Raw genomic sequence first — 18,590 nt, forward strand, 5'->3', positions numbered from 1 at the left:
TTACCGACTCGCCAGCAGCTCGGCATGTTGCTCGGTGGTGAGCCCAAAGTGACCGGGATAGGCCAACCAGACGGGCATTCCCTCTTTGGGCAGCCAGAGGTGGCGGCCCAGTTCGGTCCAGTTGGAGGGGAAGTGAAAATCCGATCCCACCGAGATATAGAGGTCGTGCTCCTTGGCCCACTGGCCCAGATTGGCCCGCTCCTGCGGGCTCTGCTGAGGCAATGAGACCTCCATGGCATCCCCACCGGCCACCTTGAAGGCCACCAGCAGCCGCTTGATCCACTTGGCGGTGAGATCGTAACGGCTGGGGTGGGCCAGCACCGCCAGCCCACCGGCGGCGTGAATGGCCGCGATGGCTTCACTCATCTCGGGCCACTCGGCCGGGGCATACCCTTTATTGCCACGGCTCAGGTACTTTTTGAATACCTTCTGCATGTTGTCGGCTACCCCGCGTGCCACCAGCACCCGGGCAAAGTGGGCGCGGGTCACGGCGGCGTCACCGGCGAGCGCCTTGGCCTCTTCATAGGTGCCGGGGATGAGGCACTTCTCCAGACGACGCCCGATTTCCAGCGCGCGCGCTTCGCGACGGGCCAGCTGACTGGCCAGAAAGTCGGTCAACTGCGGATTTTTTTCATCCACCCCCAGTGCCACGATATGAATTTCGTGATGCTCCCAGCCGGTGGAGATCTCGACCCCGCTCACCAGTCGCAGCGGCAGTTGCTCTGCATCGATGGTGCGGCGCACCTCATCAAGCCCGGCAAGGGTATCGTGGTCAGTAACTGCTAACACCTCGACCTGTTTCTCGGCGGCGCGGCGCACCAGTTCGGCTGGGCTCAGCACCCCGTCGGAGGCAGTGGTATGGCAGTGAAGATCGAATCTCATCAGGTTATTCCGCTCTCGTGGTCAGGTCACCATTCATGGCAAATCGGTGAAAGAAGGCTAAAAAGCGACTTGACTTGGCCGCGGCTTTATCGTTTTCTGTAGGCACTTCATTGCAAACATCTTTTTACAGGACTTTATCATGCAAACGACTTCCATCCTGACCATCTGGTGGTGGCACACTCCCTGACATGCGGGCGTGTGGTCGTTGCTGTACCTGTAATCTGACAGCAAATTAAGAACCCAAAGAAAAAGCCCGCTGACCCCAGCGGGCTTTTTTATTATCCGGCAAATGGACCTGTGATGAAACCGAGAATTCAGACAAGCAAGCTGACCTGGCGATGGCGCCCCTGATGAAACCGCCTAAACCAATTTAATTTTCAAGGAATTCAATGTCATGAACATCGGTAAAACGCATCACACGCAAGGGAATGCACTATGACAGCCACACATCGCCTTCCTCTGGGTGAATTCGATACCCTCAAGCTCAACGCCCCCTATGTGGCCGATCCGCTGGCGCTCTATACCCGCCTCTGTCAGGGCCGCCCCAACAACCTGCTGCTGGAATCGGTGGAGATCGACTCCAAGGCGGGCAAACAGAGCCTGCTGCTGGTAGACGCCTGCCTGCGCATCGAGTGCCGTGGTCGCACCGTGCGGGTTCGCAGCCTGAACGACAACGGCGCCCAGTTGCAAAGCCTGCTGGCCGAGCGCTTGCCTGTGGTGGTGGCTCGTTCGCTTGTAGATGACGAGCTGCAGCTCGATTTCCCGGCCTCCGATCGGGAGCTGGACGAAGATTCCCGCCTCAAGGGGAGCAGCGTGCTGGACGTGCTGCGCACCCTGCAGCGGGAGCTTGATTGCCAGCTCGGCAAAGAGGCCCTCTTTATGGCGGGCAGCTTTGCCTACGACCTGATCGCCTCTTTTGAAGATCTGCCCGAAGTGCCACAGGGGAGCAACGACTGCCCCGACTACTGCTTCTATGTGGCCGAAACCCTGATCACCATCGACCATATCGAGCGCACCACTCAACTGCTGGCCTGCATCTTCGGCGGCGACAGCGACGAGAGCCTGGTGGAAGACAGATACACCCGCCTGACCGAACGGCTCACCGACTTTAAACAGATTTGCCAGCAACCTCTAAGCGCCGAGCTGACCACCCAGCCCCTGACCGGTGGCATGAGCGTGGACAAGAGCGACAAGCAGTTCTGCGCCGAGGTGGAGAAGCTCAAGGGCTTTATCCGCCGTGGCGACATCTTCCAGGTGGTGCCGTCCCGCTGTTTCTCCCTGCCCTGCCCCAGCCCCTTGGCCGCCTATCGCCGCCTCAAGCAGACCAATCCCAGCCCCTACATGTTCTACGTGCAGGATGAGGGCTTCACCCTGTTTGGCGCCTCGCCGGAGAGCGCGGTGAAATTCTGCGCCGCCAGCCGCGACGTGGAGATGTACCCCATCGCCGGTACCCGCCGCCGCGGCTTCAACCCCGATGGCAGCATCAACCGGGATCTCGATGGCCGTATCGAGCTGGAGCTGCGTCAGGACGAAAAAGAGGTGGCCGAGCACCTGATGCTGGTGGATCTGGGCCGCAACGACATCGCCCGCATCTCGGAGCCCGGCACCCGCTACGTCAAGGAGCTGCTGAAAGTGGATCGCTACAGCCACGTGATGCATCTGGTCTCCAAGGTGGTCGGCACCTTGCGCTCTGACCTTGACGCCCTGCACGCCTATCAGGCCTGCATGAACATGGGCACCCTCACCGGAGCCCCCAAGATCCGCGCCAGCGAGCTTATTCGCATGGTGGAAGGCAAGCGCCGCGGCAGCTACGGCGGCGCGGTCGGCTACATCAACGGTGCCGGCGAGATGGATACCTGCATCGTCATCCGCTCGGCGTTTGTCAAAGATGGCGTGGCCCATGTACAGGCCGGTGCCGGGGTGGTCTATGACTCCAAGCCGCAAGCCGAAGCGGACGAAACCCGCGCCAAGGCGGCCGCCGTGCTGGCCGCCATCGCTGCCAGCCATGGCACCTCCCTGCAAGCCCTGAGCGCCCAGCAGGAGCAACATAAGGACGTGAGCCATGACTAACATCTTTCTGCTCGATAACTTCGATTCATTTACCTACAACCTCGTCGACCAGTTCCGCTCCCTCGGTTATCCGGTGCGGATCTACCGCAACAGCCTGCCGGCCAGCCGCATCATGAGCGAGATCGCCGCCTGCGAAGGGGATGCCGTGCTGGTGCTCTCGCCGGGGCCGGGCGCCCCCCACGAGGCGGGCTGCCTGATTGATCTCATCAAGCTGGCCCGCGGTCAGGTGCCCATCCTCGGTATCTGCCTCGGTCATCAGGCCCTTTGCGAAGCCTACGGCGGCACCGTCGGTGCGGCAGGCGAGATCGTCCACGGCAAGCGTTCGCTGATTGAGCACAACGGCCACGGCGCCTTTGCCGGTCTGCCGAGCCCGCTGCCGGTAGCCCGCTACCACTCGCTGGTGGCCACCTATGTACCGGAAGAGCTGACGGTGATTGCCCACTATCAAGGCATGCCCATGGCCATCGAGCAGCAGGATGAGCGGGTACTGGGCTTCCAGTTCCACCCGGAATCCATCATGACCTCGGAAGGGGCCCGTCTGCTGACCCAGGCGCTCGCCCATATCACCCGTCCAGAAAGCAGTGTGCGGTAAGGAGACCAACATGCATCAACATCTCAACACCCTCTATCAGGGTCAGTCTCTGAGCCGTGAAAGTACCCGCGACGCCTTCGGCCAAGTGGTACGTGGCGAAGTGGACCCCATCGTGCTCGCAAGCCTGCTGACTGCCCTCAAGATCAAGGGAGAGACCCCGGAGGAGATCGCCGGCGCCGCCGAGGCTCTCTTGGCAGAAGCGCGCGACTTCCCGCGTCCGGACTATGCCTTCTGCGACATCGTCGGCACCGGTGGCGATGGCCTCAACACCATCAACGTCTCCACCACTTCGGCACTAGTCGCCGCCGCCTGCGGCCTGAAAGTGGCCAAGCACGGCAACCGCTCGGTCTCGAGCAAGTCGGGTTCGAGCGATCTGCTCGATAAAATGGGCATCAAGCTCGACATGAGCCCGGCGCAGGCGCGCCGCTGTCTGGATGAGCTAGGCATCTGCTTCCTGTTCGCCCCCCAGTACCACGCTGGCGTGCGCCACGCCATGCCGGTGCGCCAAGCCCTCAAGACCCGCACCCTGTTCAACGTGCTGGGGCCGCTTATCAACCCCGCTCGCCCCACCTATCAGCTGATGGGGGTCTATGCCCCCGAGCTGGTGCGCCCCATCGCAGAAACCCTGCTGGCACTGGGGCTGAAAACCGGTATGGTGGTTCACGGCGCCGGGCTGGATGAAATTGCCATCCACGGCCCGACCCAGGTTGCCCAGATCCGTGACGGCGAGATCCGCGAGTTTCTGCTCACCCCGGCTGACTTTGGCCTCGAGACCTATCCGGTGAGCGCCATTCAGGGTGGGGAGCCTGAAGAGAACCGCGCCATCACCGCCGCCATTCTGGAAGGGCGTGGCACCCCGGCCCACAACGCCGCCATTGCCGCCAATGTGGCGCCGCTGCTGCTGATGGCGGGCAAGGCGAAAGATCTCAAGAGCGCGGCGGCCGAGGTGCTGGCGGTGCTGGCGAGCGGCAAGGCTGCGGAGCTCGCCGCCCGGCTCGCCACGTTGAGTCATCAGGGAACGAGCCATCAGGACGCGGGCCATCAGGAGGCATGATGTCAGCCACCATGTCGCACAGCAGTCATTCAGAACGCCCACAGGGCAAGAGCCAGTTTCGCAAGGATAACGAGATGTCAGACCTTATTGCCCCCCATGCTTTTCTGAACATGGCCCCCATCAGCCAGACCATTCTCGGCAAGATCGTGGCGGCCAAACAGGAGTGGGTTGCCGCCCGCAAGCTGGCCCAGCCGCTGGAGAGCTTCCAGAGCGCACTGACCCCCAGCGATCGGGATTTCGTTGGCGCGCTCAAGGCGGGCTCCACCCGTTTTATTCTGGAGTGCAAGAAGGCCTCCCCCTCCAAGGGCTTGATCCGCGACGATTTCAGCCCGGAGGCGATCGCCGACATCTATGGCAAATACGCCACCGCCATCTCGGTACTGACCGACGAGAAGTTCTTTCAGGGGGATTTCGCCTTCCTGCCGCGGGTGAGAGGTCGCGTATCGCAGCCGGTGCTCTGCAAGGATTTCATGATTGACCCCTATCAGGTCTATCTGGCTCGCCACTATCAAGCGGATGCCATCCTGCTGATGCTCTCGGTGCTCACCGACGAGGGCTATCGCGCCCTGTTCGCGGTGGCCAAGGAGCTGGGCCTTGGTGTGCTGACCGAGGTGAGCAACGAGGAGGAGCTGACCCGCGCCATCGCGCTAGGGGCGCCGGTGATCGGTATCAACAACCGGGATCTGCGCGACCTGAGCGTCGATCTCGCCCGCACCAAACAGCTGGCTAAAGATATCCCGAACGATCGGGTGGTGATCAGCGAGTCTGGTATCAACCACCGCGCTCAGGTGGCGGATCTGCGCCACCACGCCAAGGGCTTTCTGGTGGGCTCATCCCTGATGGCCGAGCCGGATCTGGAGGCTGCGGTGCGCAAGCTGGTACTGGGCCAGAACAAGGTGTGCGGCCTCACCCGCGCCGAAGATGCCGCCGCCGCCCATCAGGCGGGCGCGGTATTTGGCGGCCTGATCTTTGTTTCCAAAAGCCCGCGCTATGTGGACATTCCCGCCGCCCGCGCCGTGATGGCGGGCGCACCGCTCTCCTACGTCGGGGTATTTCGCAACGCCCAGCCCGCCACCATTGCCAAGACGGTGGATGCGCTGGGGCTCGCCGCTGTGCAACTGCACGGGGATGAGGATGCCGCCTATATCGATACCCTGCGCCCACTGCTGCCGACTGGCTGCCAGATCTGGAAAGCAATCGGAGTCACAAGCGGCGAGCCGCTGCCCGCCCTCGACTATCCGGCGGATCGCCTGCTTCTCGATACCAAAGTAGGCAGCCAGAGCGGCGGCACCGGTCAGGCGTTCGACTGGGCCCTGCTGGCCACGCTCGACAAGAGCAAACTGATGCTGGCGGGGGGCCTCAATCCCGACAACGCCCTGCAGGCGGCACAAGTGGGCTGCCTCGGCCTTGATTTCAACTCCGGGGTGGAGAGTGCCCCGGGCCAGAAGGATGCGCACAAGATTGCAGCCGCCTTCGGCGCACTGCGCAACCTGTAACGCAACCCTTTTCGATGTTTCGATTTAGCTAATACAAGGAAGAAACCATGACCCTGCTCAACCCGTTTTTCGGTGAATTTGGCGGCATGTACGTGCCCCAGATCCTCATCCCGGCCCTGCTCCAGTTGGAGAAGGCCTTCGTCGATGCCAAGGATGATCCGGCCTTTATCGCCGAATTTCAGTCCCTGCTGACCGAGTATGCCGGTCGCCCGACTCCGCTCACCCTGACCCGCAATCTGACCAAGGGCACCAAGACCCGCCTCTATCTGAAGCGTGAAGATCTGCTGCACGGCGGCGCCCACAAGACCAACCAGGTGCTGGGTCAGGCGCTGCTGGCCAAGCGGATGGGCAAGAGCGAGATCATCGCCGAAACCGGTGCCGGTCAGCATGGCGTGGCGACTGCGCTGGCTTGCGCCCTGCTCGGCCTCAAGTGCCGGGTCTATATGGGCGCCAAGGATTGCGAGCGCCAGAAGCCCAACGTCTTTCGCATGAAGCTGATGGGCGCCACCGTTATTCCGGTGCACTCCGGCTCCAGCACACTGAAAGATGCCTGCAACGAGGCGCTGCGCGACTGGGCTGCCAACTACGAGTCGGCCCACTACCTGCTCGGCACCGCCGCCGGCCCGCACCCCTTCCCCACTATCGTGCGGGAGTTCCAGAAGATGATCGGCGAAGAGGCCAAGGCCCAGTGTTTCGAGAAGGAAGAGCGACTGCCCGACGCAGTGATCGCCTGCGTTGGCGGCGGCTCGAACGCCATCGGCATGTTTGCCGACTTTATCGATGAGCCTTCAGTGCGCCTCATCGGCGTCGAGCCGGGTGGTCATGGCATCGAGAGCGGCGAGCACGGTGCGCCGCTCGGTCACGGCAGCAAGGGAGTCTTCTTTGGCATGCACTCCTACCTGATGCAGGACAATCAGGGCCAAATTCAGGAGTCCTACTCCGTCTCGGCGGGGCTCGACTTCCCCTCCGTCGGCCCGCAGCACGCCCATCTGGCCGCCATCGGCCGCGCCGAGTACCCCTCGGTGACCGACAAGGAGGCGCTGGACGCCTTCCAGGAGCTGGCCAAATCCGAAGGCATCATACCTGCGCTGGAGTCCTCCCACGCGCTGGCCCACGCCCTCAAGATGGCCCGCAGTGAACCGGAAAAAGAGCAGGTGCTGATCGTCAACCTCTCCGGCCGTGGCGACAAAGATATCTTCACCGTGGCTGACATCTTGGAAACAAAAAGCATCGAGAAAGAAGGAACCTTGTCATGAACCGTTACGCACAACTCTTCTCCCGTCTGGATGAAGCAAATCAGGGCGCCTTTGTGCCGTTCGTGATGCTGGGTGACCCGACTCCCGAATTGTCGCTGGCCATCATCGATGCGCTGGTCGCAGGGGGCGCCGATGCCCTCGAGCTCGGCATTCCCTTCTCCGATCCGGTGGCAGACGGCCCCACCATTCAGGGCGCCGCCCTGCGTGCCTTTGCCAGCCACACCACCCCGGACGACTGCTTCGAGCTGCTTGGCCGCATCCGCGCCAAGTACCCGCAGCTGCCCATTGGCCTGCTGGTCTACGCCAACCTGGTCTATGTGCGCAAAATTGACGGCTTCTACGAGAAGTGCCAGCAGGCGGGCGTGGATTCGGTGCTGGTCGCCGACGTGCCGGTGCAGATGTGCGCCCCCTACAAGGCGGCCGCCGACAAGTTCGGCATCGACAGCATCTTTATCGCCCCGCCCAATGGCGACGCCGAGACCCTGAAACAGGTGGCGGAGCTTGGCAATGGTTACACCTATCTGGTGAGCCGCGCGGGCGTGACCGGTGCCGAGACCAAGGCCGGCATGCCGGTGGAGGGGCTGATCAATACCCTGCGCGAGTTCAAGGCGCCCCCCGCCCTGCTCGGCTTTGGCATCAGCGAACCGGCTCAGGTGCGTGAAGCCATCGCAGCTGGCGCCGCCGGAGCCATCTCCGGCTCCGCCGTGGTGAAAATCATCGAGACCCACTACCAGAACCCGGAACATATGCTCACTCGTCTGAAAGAGTTTGTGGAAGGGATGAAGGCTGCGACCAACCGCTAAGGTCGGATAATTGGGTCAGCTGCCTGTGGCCCTGATGGTCCAGCTTGCGTATCAACACCACGTATAGCGATATAGCTGCAATCACTGCATCAAAGGGAGCCTGACCGGCTCCCTTTCTTTTTATCTCGCTTGCCCCCGCTTACAACTCTGGGCGTCTTGCCCCTTCTCCCTCCGTGAGAGGGCTGGGGTGAGGGTAGCTTTGCATTCCCAACCAAATGAGTTGCTCTCTCAACCCACACCTTAATAACTAATTTATTGATCCAACACAGATTCCCACCAAAACACGCTTCTCAACCCTCTCCCCTCCCCCTTAAGATACCCGAATGACAATCAACCTCTCGGAAGAACGCCATGACAGCGATTGTTGCAATCTCGCAGGTTAACAGCAGCGGACTGGGAGCTGTCACTCAGGGGCGGTAGCCTTGTCCAAGCGTTCCATAGCTGACTCCGAACAGTGTTTTTCTACACAGTCTCTATTGGTAGCGTTAAGAGGAGAAGTCAGTGAATACGCTCAGGTATCAGAGTAGGGTGTAATATTATTTTTTAATTTATTGTGGCTACTATCCGAGTTGGGTGAAGTTATATAAAAAACGCGTTTATTTTTTTCACAGCCTTTCCATATAATCAATTCGATAATTTTTAATATATAACGAGATAATCATGGATAAAGATTTTGAATTTGAAATTAACGATGGTGAAATTTGCTTTGGATTAGTCTCTCCGGTTGGAGTTGATCTTGATACAATATCGACGAAGTTAGAAAACCTAGTAAAACAATATAAATATTCCATCAAAAGAATCCACTTAAGTACACTAGCTGAAAAATATAACATCCAAGATAAAAAACCGTCTAACACATTAGATAAAATTCACGAGGGAATGCAAAATGGCGCAAGACTAAGACAACAGAGTCAAAGAGACGATTTCTTTGCTATTTTAACTGCCAATGAAATCCATAAATCAAGGAAAGATAAAAGTACAAATAGAAATGCATATATTGTCAGGTCATTCAAACGCCCTGAAGAAATAGATACTATGCGAAGGATATATGGTTGTGGGTTTTATTTGTTAGGAATTACATCAAGTAAAGAAACTCGAGTTAAATTTTTAAAAACATCACTCGACATTACAAACCCTGAAGATGTTGAAAATCTAATAGATCGCGATTACTCTGAAAATCATGAACACGGACAGAGAACTCGAGATGCATTTCAACTAGCTGATGTTTTCATCAACCTTGACAATCATGATCTAGATTCAACATTAAGTAGATTTATCGATCTTATTTTTGGCAGTCCCAATATAACCCCTACCGCTGAAGAACACTCTATGTTTATGGCATATATGTCTGCAATTAGATCTGGTGACCTTTCGAGACAAGTTGGTGCAGTGATAACTAGTGAAAATAATGACATTATTTCCACAGGAGCAAATGATGTTCAAAAGTTTGGAGGTGGGCAATATTGGCCCGGCCCAGATGACATGCGTGATCACGCAATGAAGTCTGATGCTAATGAGAAAAAAAGAGACGATATAATTTTAAATGTCCTAAAGGCAATCGAAGGAGAAGATTCGCCAGATGAAAGTGATGTAAATAAAATTTCCAGAGGTAAAAAGTTATTAAAAAACACAGGCATTTTAGACCTTACTGAATATGGTCGAGCTGTACATGCTGAGATGGATGCCATTTTAACTTCAGCTCGGAATGGTGTAGCGATTAAAAATACAATTTTATACACCACAACATTTCCTTGTCATAATTGTGCTAAACATATCGTAGCAGCGGGGATAAAAATAGTAAAATTTATTGAGCCATATCCTAAAAGTTATGCGACCATCCTTCATAACGACTCCATTGATGTACTAACGTCGTCCAAAAATATCAATCTTCCTCAGACCAAGGTTTATTTTGAGCCATTTGTTGGTGTTGGTCCCAGACGTTACATGGATCTCTTTTCTATGTCATTATCGTCTGGCAGAAAGATTAAAAGAAAAAAAGATGGTGATGTTATTGAATGGCGTCGAGGAGAACATCCCCCAAGAATGCCATTGAACGTAATTTCATATATTGATAAGGAAGAGAAATATAGTGACTATTTTGATAGCTATATAGCTGAAGCAATTAAACCATCAGTGATATATGAAAAACCCATTTGTATTAAGTGTGGTTCGGTGATGGATTTAAAGACTGCAAGAAAAGGAAAGAACATAGGCAAAAAGTTTTGGGGTTGCATTAACTATCCTGATTGTACATATACAAAATCAGCTGAATAATATAATCTCAACAACGTGTGTACAGATCTAGTTATCACCTGACACGGCCTCAAACCGGTGTCTTATTTTACGCTACTTTAGAGCGAGAGCGCACTTCCTTCGGTATCAATTCCAGATTCTTCTTGAACATGCTGTAGGAGTCTGCCCTTCCATCATCCGGCCCTGATGTGGCTGATGGGTGTTGTAGTGCTCTAGGTAGCGATCTAAGTCTGTCTGCATCTGCTCTAGCGACTCATACCAGATCGTTCTCCCTTTGACAAAATTCAGGGCACCCATCTTTCTGAGCAAGCCGTAGCATTGCCAGGCCCAAAAGATGGGTGTCCAAGTTTTTATTTTTTTGCTCCGCCACGATATATCCCCCCTTTCCAATCCCACACCTACTGCTCTCTTCCCCACCCCCGCCACCCCATCAACATCAGCATCAATGCAACCCCCGGCAACCAGACCCAGTAGAGCTCGGAGAGGATCACCGCTTCACCTCGGGCAGTGAGATAGGCCTCCAGCTTGAAGGGGGCAACCCGGATCACCTGCCAGGGGGCAAAGAAACGCTCGTCACGCCACGGCCAGAGCCAGCCAACCCCCTTGCCGCCGGTAGTGAGGGAATCGAGCAGGCTATGGGAGAGTAGCGAGACCAGCAGAAACGACCAGACGGTGGCGGCGCTGGCCCGAAATTGGCGGTGAAACAGCATGGCCAGTGTGGGGAGAGCAAAGGCGAACAGCAGTGAGTGGGTAAAGCCTCGGTGGCCAAAGACATGGCCGTAGGCGACCCCCAGTTTAAAGGCGAGCACATCGGCATCGGGCAGCATGGCGATGGCGACCCCCGCCAGCAGCAGGCGCGGCGGGATAATCCGGCTGCCAAGCCCGAGTCCAAGGCAGAGAGGGACGGCGGCGTGAGTGACTATGGTGGGCATAGAATAAAGCTCCAACTGAAAACGTTAGCCTACCCTACCCCCGCTCGGTGAAGTGAAGGTGAAGTGCACTTTCTTTTGTTGTTGGATATCCCCCTCGAATCCTTCTCCATCAGCCATAAGAGGCGTCACTCAGAAAGTGATGAAAACGGCTGTTATACGAGCCCCCTAAGCCGGAGCCGAGCTTCTGTCGTTTGTCCCTTCTGTATTGGCTCGTTCGTTGTGTATCGAACGCAGGCCCAATCAGCGTTGGCACGTTAACTTGAAATGTTCATTTAACAGCGGCTGACATGCAGAACGGGATCGTGATAAGTAGTCTCTTCGGTTCACATCACAGGGATAGTGGCAGCGATGAATGTATCAAAAAGCGTCATGCGGATTGCGAGCGTTATCAGCCTTTGGTTAATGACAGGATGCATGGCTGAGGCCACCTCTGCGCAGCCGAAACAAGAGCCGTACGCGCTGATCTATAACGGGCCGGTTTCTGACGGGGATAGCACCAAAGCGATTGCGGATGTGATCAAGCAGGTGGGCTTGCCGGTCAGGTATCTCTCCAATATCGGGACGCTGCCTGCAGAGCTCGATAATGCCAGGCTGTTTATCGTTGGCGGCACTGAGGACGATGTTGAGCCGCTGCTCAACGCCTTCACCGCGGACGCTCGTTCGGCGTTAAAAACCTATTTGCAGAATGGTGGCCGCTACCTCGGGATCTGTGGGGGTGCCTTTGTGGCATCCGCCGGCTGGTCTGAGGATGAAGGCTTTGTGCCGGCGCTGGGCCTTGTTCCTGCGACATCCGATGATTATGACGGCGACTTTAGCGCCAGGATCTTCCCGATCAGCTGGCTTGGTGAAGAGCGCCAGATGTATTACCAGGCCGGCCCGCAATTTACGCCGGTGCCAAGCCCCGAGCAGGTCAAGGTCATCGCCCATTTTCAAAACCATCATATTGCCGCGCTGATCAGCTCATACGGCAAAGGCAAGGTGGCCGTTTCCGGGCCACATCCCGAAGCCCCCGAATCGTGGAAAGAGAATGCGGTGGACGGCGACAAGATGGGGTCGAATATTCATCTAGCCACAGGACTCGTTAACGAGTTGCTCTCCGAAGAGCCCGTCACCCATTCGAAGTAGTCGCGTCTCTACGCCCCTGGATGTGACCCCATTGCTCGGCCCGGAAGTCAGGCCATCCAATCGGCAGCCATCCATAAAAAAAACCACCGACCTGCAAAAGGTCGGTGGTTTTTTTATCGGTGGCAGATCACGGGTAGCCGATACGAAGCGTTCGCTACCTCAACTTTCGCCCGGGAGCGAGCACTACTCTTCCTGCTCCTCCGGTTGTCTCTCCTCACCCCGTATCTGTAGCAGCTCTTCGACCCTGGCTTGCCACTTGTCGTGGGCCTGTTTGCGCTCTTGCTGCATAAATGCTTCTCGCATGGTGTCGATTTTCTGGTCAAGTGTTTCCATCAGAGTGTCTCCTTGTGTGACCGCGTAAAGACTGGCTGACGGCGCGTTGGCCAACCTGCTCCCCTAATCTGACACCGCTAATGCCGTTACTGCCCAATCAAATAATCGATTGGAAATAGTAAAACCAATCTAAAAATTCTTTTTCGTGTTTGTTCCACCACGCCAGCGCAAGGGAAACAGGCCGTTCAGAACGGGATAATCCGGCACGCGGCCAACACATGATTGAGTGCAGTCGTCCCCCTTTTCAGGAGAATGGGGCGCCGTTGCCCCATCCGTCCGTTGAGGAGTAGCGGCAGATTTCCAGGGTGTTGCTGTGCCCATGATCACACAGTCACAACTCTCGCCCTCCTCTCACCGCGCCCCCGCTTTTTATCATCTAGAGTTAGCGGGCAGTGCAAAGCTGCTGATTTATATACATTCGCCGCCAAGAGGGATCTTTTTTCATGACCGAGCATATCGATCTGCTACCTATCAACACGGATGATGAGCAGGACGCAGGCAACCGTTACCTCTACTACACCGAAGGGGATCTGGCCCGCATTCTTGCCAATCTGGAACAGCTGCGCCACGCGGTGTTTCCGGCCGCCATCGGAGAGAGTGAAACGGGCGCCACCGTGCCCCACAACTTTCCCTCCGTCTGTCTGGTGGGGCTGGGGCGCTGCGGCTCCAACATCGCGCAGGATGTGGCCTCGCTGGTCTACAACGCCCGCAGCTTTTATCTCAATGAGTTCAATAGTGAAGAGCAACGAAAGCGGGAGAAGGAGTTTGGTCCGGTAAGCTGGATCCGGCGCAATCTGCGACTGCCAAACAACGGGGCCCGACCGGTCTTTCTGATCGAGCCCATGGTGATGCTGGGGGATCTGGACAAGGACATCGATGGCCGCATCCGCCACTCCAATCGCAGCGGCGAAGGTGGCTCCTTGCGTGACTACGCCAAGATGCGGGTGATGGACTTGTCGGAGATCCATGCGGGAGGTGCGGGTAACGCCCCCATCCTTGGCCAGTATCTGGCCAAGATCATCCTCAACAAGAGCCCCCACTACTTCGCCAACTCCGAGTGGCAGGCCATTCATACCTATCTGGTCGACTCCTGCGGCATCAAGGCCAACCAGTCCCGCCTCTATTTCTACATCTTCAGCGCCGGGGGCGGCACAGGCTCCGGCATGGCCTCCGAGTTCGGGCTGGCCCAGCAGTACTCCTACATGAGCAAGACCTTTTCACCCCCGTCAGAAGAGGAGGAGCACCTCTCCCTCGGGGAGCACTTCATGTTCGACCCCATCTTCACCAGCGGCATCTGCATCCTGCCCAATATCTGTGATCGGGGTATCGAGATCTCGGAAGCACTGCACATCAACGCGGGGCGTTTGCTGTGCAAGTATCTGGCCGAGGAGTGGGACTTCTCCTATCACTTCGACAACGAGCAGGCGTGCGATGCCAGCATGCTCAAGCGGATCAGGCCCTGGAATGCCATGATGCTGATCTCCAACGACATCATGCGCTACGCCGAAGAGAGCGACGATGGCGAGATCCAGCATGTTGACGTCAACACCATGGAGAAGTACGCCAACCAGTACATCTCCCAGCAGATCTTCAACATTCTTACCGCCCAGGCCGTCACCACAGACTACGACGAGAACTACTTTCGCCGGGCAGGCATCGACATCAGCGAGACCATTCAACTCGATGCCAACGACCTCTTTATGAGTTTGGCGGGGCCGGTGGCGGTGGCGTATGCCGAGTCCATCTCGCCCCCCGGCGGCCTGTTTGACAAGGAGGACGGGCTCAATGTGGACGATCTCTTCACCCGTTCCATCGAGCTGCCCCACTTCAACAAGATGACCCAGGCCATCGAGGGGATCAGTCTGCTGCCCATCGAGGCGGGCAACTATCGAGAGTATCTGGACGACTATGTGAAAAGTGGCCATGACCCGGCCCACCTCAACGAGCTGCACTTCTTCAAGAACTGCTCCTCAGTGGTGTCGATCATCTCCCTGCCCAAGGAGTACAAGCTCTCCTATATGGATCTCAACCGGCTCAAGTCTCACCTCAACGGGCTCTTCCCCAATACCACCCTCAAGCGGTATGCGCTGGTCATCGGGGCGTCGGCCAACATCTCCCTCACCACCCTGATCGTCAAGAGCCCCTGCCTGAGCGATGACTTCCTGACCCTGATCGTGGCCTTTATCAAGCGCTGATTTGCCAAGGATCACTATCGCTTCGATGAGCATCTGGACAAGGCGGTGATCGAGATGATCTGCAATGAGGAGTGGAACGATGCGCTGCTCGACAGCATGCTCAACGAATTCGAGAACCCGGCCAAGATCCTCGATACCAACTGGTACGCCATCAAGCCCATGTATGAGAAGAAATATCGGGAGCTTATCCGCGAGAAAGAGAAGTTCGTCTCCATCAACGATATTCGCCTCAGCCGCGAATCGGTGAAAAAGGCGCTGCTCTATCTGCGGGAGATCTATCGCCACCGGGTCAGCAAGACCCGGATCCTCTCCCTCAACCCACGGCTGGGGGAAGCGAACGCTCGCTAGCACCCTGCCCATAAAGCAAAGCGCCCGCCCCAGATGGGGCGGGCGCTTTTTTACTGGCGCAGCCTGGCTTTATCTCATCAGAGGGAGACAAAGATCCCGGCCAGGGTGGCGCTCATCAGGTTGGCGAGGGTCGCCGCCAGCACCGCCTTGAAGCCCATATTGGCCACATCGTGACGGCGCTCCGGTGCCATGGTGCCGATGGAGCCGAGCTGCACCGCAATGGAGCCCAGATTGGCAAAACCGCACAGCGCAAAGGTGATGATGATCTGGGTGTGGGCGCTCAGATCCGCCTTGATATTGGCAAAGTCCAGATAGGCGACAAACTCGTTCATGATCACCTTCTGACCAATCAGGGAGCCTGCCGCCATCATCTCGCTGGCGGGCACGCCAATCAGCCAGGCCACCGGAGCAAACAGATAGCCCAGCAGCTGCTGCAGGGAGAGATCGGCCCAGCCGAACCACTCGCCGACGGTGGTGAGACCGGCGTTGATCATGGTGATCACGCTGACAAAGGCGAGCAGGATGGTGCCGATGGCCACGGCGATCTTCATGCCGCCCATGGCGCCGCCCGCCAGCGCATCGATGGCGTTGCTGTAGTCGCTCTTGTCGAGGGTGATCTCGGTCTGATCGCTCACCTGCTGCTGCTCCGGCACCAGCAGTTTGGCCATCAGCAGGCCACCGGGCGCAGCCATAAAGGAGGCGGCAATGAGGTATTTAAGATCCACACCCAGACCGGCGTAACCGCCCAGCACCGAGCCCGCCACCGAAGCCATGCCACAGGTCATCACCGCAAAGAGTTCAGAGCGGGTCATACCGGCGAGGAAGGGACGGATCAGCAGCGGCGACTCCCCTTGCGACAGGAAGATGTTGCCGGTGGCCACCAGAGATTCGGCGCGGCTGGTGCCGAGCAGGCGATGAATGGCGCCACCCAGCACCCGGATCACCCACTGCATGATGCCGAAGTGGTAGAGCACGGCGATCAGCGCGCTGATAAAGATCACCAGCGGCAGCACCCGCACGGCGAAGATAAAGCCGTTGCTGGCGAGATCGCCAAACACGAAACGGATGCCGCTGTCGGCAAAGCCGAGCAGGGCGGAGACGCCATTGCTCATGGCACCGAGCATGATTTGTCCGGGGGGAAATAGAGCACCAGGGCAGCAAAACCGGTTTGCAGGGCGAGCGCACCCAGCACGGTTCGCCAGCGGATGGCTCGGCGGTTTTCACTCGCCAGCCAGGCGATAAACATCAGGGCCAGCATACCGACCAGACTCAATAACAGTGTCATCTTGCACCTATGAAGAGAGGAGTTTCATATGGCAAGTCTGCAGACAGGCGTCGCGGGAGATCCGGCGAGAGAAATGCCGACCCACGCGACACGCAGACCACAAACCTACAGGTTAGTGGCGGGTCCCATCCTGGGGTCATTCACGTTCCGGGTGACAGCATGTATCGGGTGACGCCAGCGCCGTCGCAGGGGGAGATGCGGCCGGGTGGCAGGTCGGGCGGCGATGGTACAGTGATCATCGTCACAGAAAAAGCGGTAAAACGATTGGCCGGAATAACTTTTTCAACTTGTTCACACAACGAAACAGGGCCAGCGTGACGCTGGCCCTGTTTCAATCCGTACTTGAGCGTTCAGATGATTACTTGAGGCGCTTGCCGCTCGCATCCACCACCTGCTCGCCATCCTCCTTGGCGAAGGCCCCTTTTTGCTGATCGGGCAGAATATCGAGCACTACTTCCGACGGACGGCACAGCTTGGTGCCAAGAGGCGTGACCACGATAGGCCGGTTGATGAGGATGGGGTGGGCCAGCATGGCATCGATCAGTTCATCATCGCTGAAACGATCTTCCGCCAGCCCGAGCACCTCGTAGGGGGGCACGTTCTTGCGCAGCAGATCGCGCACCGGCATGGCCATGGCGGCGATCAGCGCCACCAGCTGGTCGCGGGAAGGGGGCGTCTCCAGATAGTGGATGACAGTGGGCTCCACGCCGCTGTTGCGGATCAGCTCCAGGGTGTTGCGGGAGGTACCACATTCCGGATTGTGATAGATGGTGATTGCACTCATTTGCGTGTCTCTCATTAATCAAGTGAATAGAAAATGGATAGCATCAGTTCGCGGCCATCTGTTAGCGGCCATCAGTTAACGGCCCAGCCCCGCTTCGTACCAGGGTTTGCTGGCGTTAACCACCCGCACCACCAGCAGCATGACCGGCACCTCGATCAGTACCCCTACCACGGTGGCGAGCGCCGCGCCGGAGTGAAAGCCGAACAGGCTGATGGCGGCGGCCACCGCCAGCTCGAAGAAGTTGGAGGCGCCGATCAGGGCGGAAGGACAGGCAACTGAGTGCTTCTCCCCCACCTTGCGGTTGAGCCAGTAAGCCAGCCCTGAGTTGAACAGCACCTGGATCAGAATGGGCACCGCCAACAGGGCGATAACCAGCGGCTGCTCAATGATGGCGTTGCCCTGAAAGGCAAACAGCAGCACCAGAGTGAGCAGCAGGGCCGCCACCGACCAAGGCTGGATGCGGGTCATAACGCCGTCAAAATGGGCCTCTCCCTTTTTCAGCAAAGCCTTGCGCAGCAGCTGGGCGATGATGACCGGGATGACGATATAGAGCACCACAGAGGTGAGCAGGGTATCCCACGGCACTATGATGCTGGAGACTCCGAGCAGCAGCGCCACCAGCGGCGCGAAGGCAAACACCATGATGAGGTCATTCACCGCCACCTGCGACAGGGTGAAGTAGGGATCGCCGTTGGTGAGGCGGCTCCAGACAAACACCATGGCGGTGCAGGGGGCCGCCGCCAGCAGGATCAGCCCCGCCACATAGCTGTCGAGTTGATCCGCCGGCAACCAGTCGGCAAACAGCACGCGGATAAAGAGCCAGCCGAGGAAGGCCATGGAGAAGGGTTTGACCAGCCAGTTGATAAAGAGGGTGACCCCAATCCCCTTCATGTGCCCCTTCACCTGATGCAGGGCGCCAAAGTCGATCTTGAGTAGCATGGGGATGATCATCACCCAGATCAGCAGCCCCACCGGCAGGTTGACCTTGGCCACCTCCATGGCGCCGATCGCCTTGAAGAGATCCGGCAACCCCTGCCCGAGGCCAATCCCCACCAGAATGCAGAGGGCGACCCAGGCGGTCAGATAACGTTCAAAAAAGCCGATGGCAGGCACGGCCTTGGCATCACATGTTGCAGACATCACAGCTCCCGATGCGGCGCAATTCCGCATCTTCTATTGGTT

15 protein-coding genes and 2 pseudogenes are annotated in these 18,590 nt (G+C 57.6%); 10 read left to right on the forward strand and 7 right to left on the reverse strand.

The genetic code is table 11. The annotated features are described in order from the left end of the window. Nucleotides 1–882: an RNase RNM gene (gene rnm, locus ACTG20_RS16455; protein WP_194495860.1), complete on the reverse strand. Its 882-nt coding sequence runs from the start codon at nt 880–882 to the stop codon at nt 1–3. Nucleotides 883–1,317: 435 nt separating this feature from the next. Here rnm and ACTG20_RS16460 point away from each other — a divergent pair, with 435 nt between their 5' ends. From ACTG20_RS16460 to ACTG20_RS16490, 7 genes are all read left to right on the forward strand, one after another. Next, complete coding sequence (locus tag ACTG20_RS16460; protein ID WP_194495859.1) at nt 1,318–2,952, forward strand: anthranilate synthase component 1; 1,635 nt, start codon at nt 1,318–1,320, stop codon at nt 2,950–2,952. Further along, nucleotides 2,945–3,544, forward strand: a complete 600-nt coding sequence (locus tag ACTG20_RS16465; RefSeq protein ID WP_005359135.1) for an aminodeoxychorismate/anthranilate synthase component II — start codon at nt 2,945–2,947, stop codon at nt 3,542–3,544. The genes ACTG20_RS16460 and ACTG20_RS16465 overlap by 8 nt, the downstream gene beginning before the upstream one ends. A gap of 10 nt (nt 3,545–3,554) precedes the next feature. Next, entirely contained in the window at nt 3,555–4,598 is a 1,044-nt protein-coding gene (gene trpD / locus ACTG20_RS16470; RefSeq protein WP_194495858.1) for an anthranilate phosphoribosyltransferase, read from the forward strand. Beyond that, a complete protein-coding gene (gene trpCF / locus ACTG20_RS16475) occupies nt 4,598–6,094 on the forward strand; it encodes a bifunctional indole-3-glycerol-phosphate synthase TrpC/phosphoribosylanthranilate isomerase TrpF (protein WP_194496048.1) in 1,497 nt (498 codons plus the stop codon). Before trpD ends, trpCF begins: the two co-directional genes overlap by 1 nt. Before the next feature lie 47 nt (nt 6,095–6,141). After that, nucleotides 6,142–7,350: a tryptophan synthase subunit beta gene (gene trpB / locus ACTG20_RS16480; RefSeq protein WP_194495857.1), complete on the forward strand. Its 1,209-nt coding sequence runs from the start codon at nt 6,142–6,144 to the stop codon at nt 7,348–7,350. Next, complete coding sequence (gene trpA, locus ACTG20_RS16485) at nt 7,347–8,153, forward strand: tryptophan synthase subunit alpha (protein WP_194495856.1); 807 nt, start codon at nt 7,347–7,349, stop codon at nt 8,151–8,153. The genes trpB and trpA overlap by 4 nt, the downstream gene beginning before the upstream one ends. A gap of 660 nt (nt 8,154–8,813) precedes the next feature. After that, nucleotides 8,814–10,427 (forward strand): anti-phage dCTP deaminase, encoded by a 1,614-nt coding sequence (locus tag ACTG20_RS16490; RefSeq protein ID WP_194495855.1) that lies wholly within the window; start codon nt 8,814–8,816, stop codon nt 10,425–10,427. Between the two features lie 67 nt (nt 10,428–10,494). Here the strand turns inward: ACTG20_RS16490 and ACTG20_RS16495 are convergent. Further along, nucleotides 10,495–10,685: pseudogene (locus tag ACTG20_RS16495) on the reverse strand (IS481 family transposase); the annotation flags it as partial. Nucleotides 10,686–10,804: 119 nt separating this feature from the next. Further along, nucleotides 10,805–11,338, reverse strand: a complete 534-nt coding sequence (locus ACTG20_RS16500) for a metal-dependent hydrolase (RefSeq protein WP_194495854.1) — start codon at nt 11,336–11,338, stop codon at nt 10,805–10,807. A 348-nt stretch (nt 11,339–11,686) separates the two neighbouring features. Between ACTG20_RS16500 and ACTG20_RS16505 the strand changes: the two genes are divergently transcribed. Beyond that, nucleotides 11,687–12,463 (forward strand): BPL-N domain-containing protein, encoded by a 777-nt coding sequence (locus ACTG20_RS16505; protein WP_194495853.1) that lies wholly within the window; start codon nt 11,687–11,689, stop codon nt 12,461–12,463. A 183-nt stretch (nt 12,464–12,646) separates the two neighbouring features. Here the strand turns inward: ACTG20_RS16505 and ACTG20_RS16510 are convergent, their stop codons facing one another. Further along, nucleotides 12,647–12,796: a hypothetical protein gene (locus tag ACTG20_RS16510; protein WP_005338159.1), complete on the reverse strand. Its 150-nt coding sequence runs from the start codon at nt 12,794–12,796 to the stop codon at nt 12,647–12,649. Nucleotides 12,797–13,239: 443 nt separating this feature from the next. On the opposite strand from ACTG20_RS16510, the gene ACTG20_RS16515 reads away from it, so the two are divergent. After that, nucleotides 13,240–14,991: a hypothetical protein gene (locus ACTG20_RS16515; protein WP_439987821.1), complete on the forward strand. Its 1,752-nt coding sequence runs from the start codon at nt 13,240–13,242 to the stop codon at nt 14,989–14,991. A 45-nt stretch (nt 14,992–15,036) separates the two neighbouring features. Beyond that, nucleotides 15,037–15,339, forward strand: a complete 303-nt coding sequence (locus tag ACTG20_RS16520) for a hypothetical protein (protein WP_234915321.1) — start codon at nt 15,037–15,039, stop codon at nt 15,337–15,339. A gap of 77 nt (nt 15,340–15,416) precedes the next feature. Here ACTG20_RS16520 and ACTG20_RS16525 read toward each other — a convergent pair. The 3 genes and pseudogenes from ACTG20_RS16525 to arsB all read right to left on the reverse strand — a co-directional run bounded on the left by ACTG20_RS16525 (nt 15,417) and on the right by arsB (nt 18,548). Continuing rightward, nucleotides 15,417–16,624, reverse strand: a pseudogene (locus ACTG20_RS16525) (NupC/NupG family nucleoside CNT transporter). A gap of 358 nt (nt 16,625–16,982) precedes the next feature. Further along, nucleotides 16,983–17,408, reverse strand: coding sequence for a glutaredoxin-dependent arsenate reductase (gene arsC / locus ACTG20_RS16530; protein WP_160880705.1), 426 nt, complete (start codon nt 17,406–17,408; stop codon nt 16,983–16,985). 75 nt (nt 17,409–17,483) lie between these two features. Further along, nucleotides 17,484–18,548: an ACR3 family arsenite efflux transporter gene (arsB, locus tag ACTG20_RS16535; protein WP_019445633.1), complete on the reverse strand. Its 1,065-nt coding sequence runs from the start codon at nt 18,546–18,548 to the stop codon at nt 17,484–17,486. Nucleotides 18,549–18,590: the final 42 nt, after the last annotated feature.

Source organism: Aeromonas sp. 84A, from assembly GCF_051919345.1.
GTDB lineage: Bacteria > Pseudomonadota > Gammaproteobacteria > Enterobacterales > Aeromonadaceae > Aeromonas > Aeromonas veronii.

Coding starts and splice junctions, on each gene's coding strand:
- rnm (WP_194495860.1), bottom strand. CDS start 882: ATGAGATTCGATCTTCACTGCCATACCACTGCCTCCGACGGGGTGCTG.
- ACTG20_RS16460 (WP_194495859.1), top strand. CDS start 1,318: ATGACAGCCACACATCGCCTTCCTCTGGGTGAATTCGATACCCTCAAG.
- arsB (WP_019445633.1), bottom strand. CDS start 18,548: ATGTCTGCAACATGTGATGCCAAGGCCGTGCCTGCCATCGGCTTTTTT.
- trpD (WP_194495858.1), top strand. CDS start 3,555: ATGCATCAACATCTCAACACCCTCTATCAGGGTCAGTCTCTGAGCCGT.
- ACTG20_RS16490 (WP_194495855.1), top strand. CDS start 8,814: ATGGATAAAGATTTTGAATTTGAAATTAACGATGGTGAAATTTGCTTT.
- ACTG20_RS16515 (WP_439987821.1), top strand. CDS start 13,240: ATGACCGAGCATATCGATCTGCTACCTATCAACACGGATGATGAGCAG.
- ACTG20_RS16465 (WP_005359135.1), top strand. CDS start 2,945: ATGACTAACATCTTTCTGCTCGATAACTTCGATTCATTTACCTACAAC.
- trpCF (WP_194496048.1), top strand. CDS start 4,598: ATGTCAGCCACCATGTCGCACAGCAGTCATTCAGAACGCCCACAGGGC.
- ACTG20_RS16510 (WP_005338159.1), bottom strand. CDS start 12,796: ATGGAAACACTTGACCAGAAAATCGACACCATGCGAGAAGCATTTATG.
- trpB (WP_194495857.1), top strand. CDS start 6,142: ATGACCCTGCTCAACCCGTTTTTCGGTGAATTTGGCGGCATGTACGTG.
- arsC (WP_160880705.1), bottom strand. CDS start 17,408: ATGAGTGCAATCACCATCTATCACAATCCGGAATGTGGTACCTCCCGC.
- trpA (WP_194495856.1), top strand. CDS start 7,347: ATGAACCGTTACGCACAACTCTTCTCCCGTCTGGATGAAGCAAATCAG.
- ACTG20_RS16505 (WP_194495853.1), top strand. CDS start 11,687: ATGAATGTATCAAAAAGCGTCATGCGGATTGCGAGCGTTATCAGCCTT.
- ACTG20_RS16500 (WP_194495854.1), bottom strand. CDS start 11,338: ATGCCCACCATAGTCACTCACGCCGCCGTCCCTCTCTGCCTTGGACTC.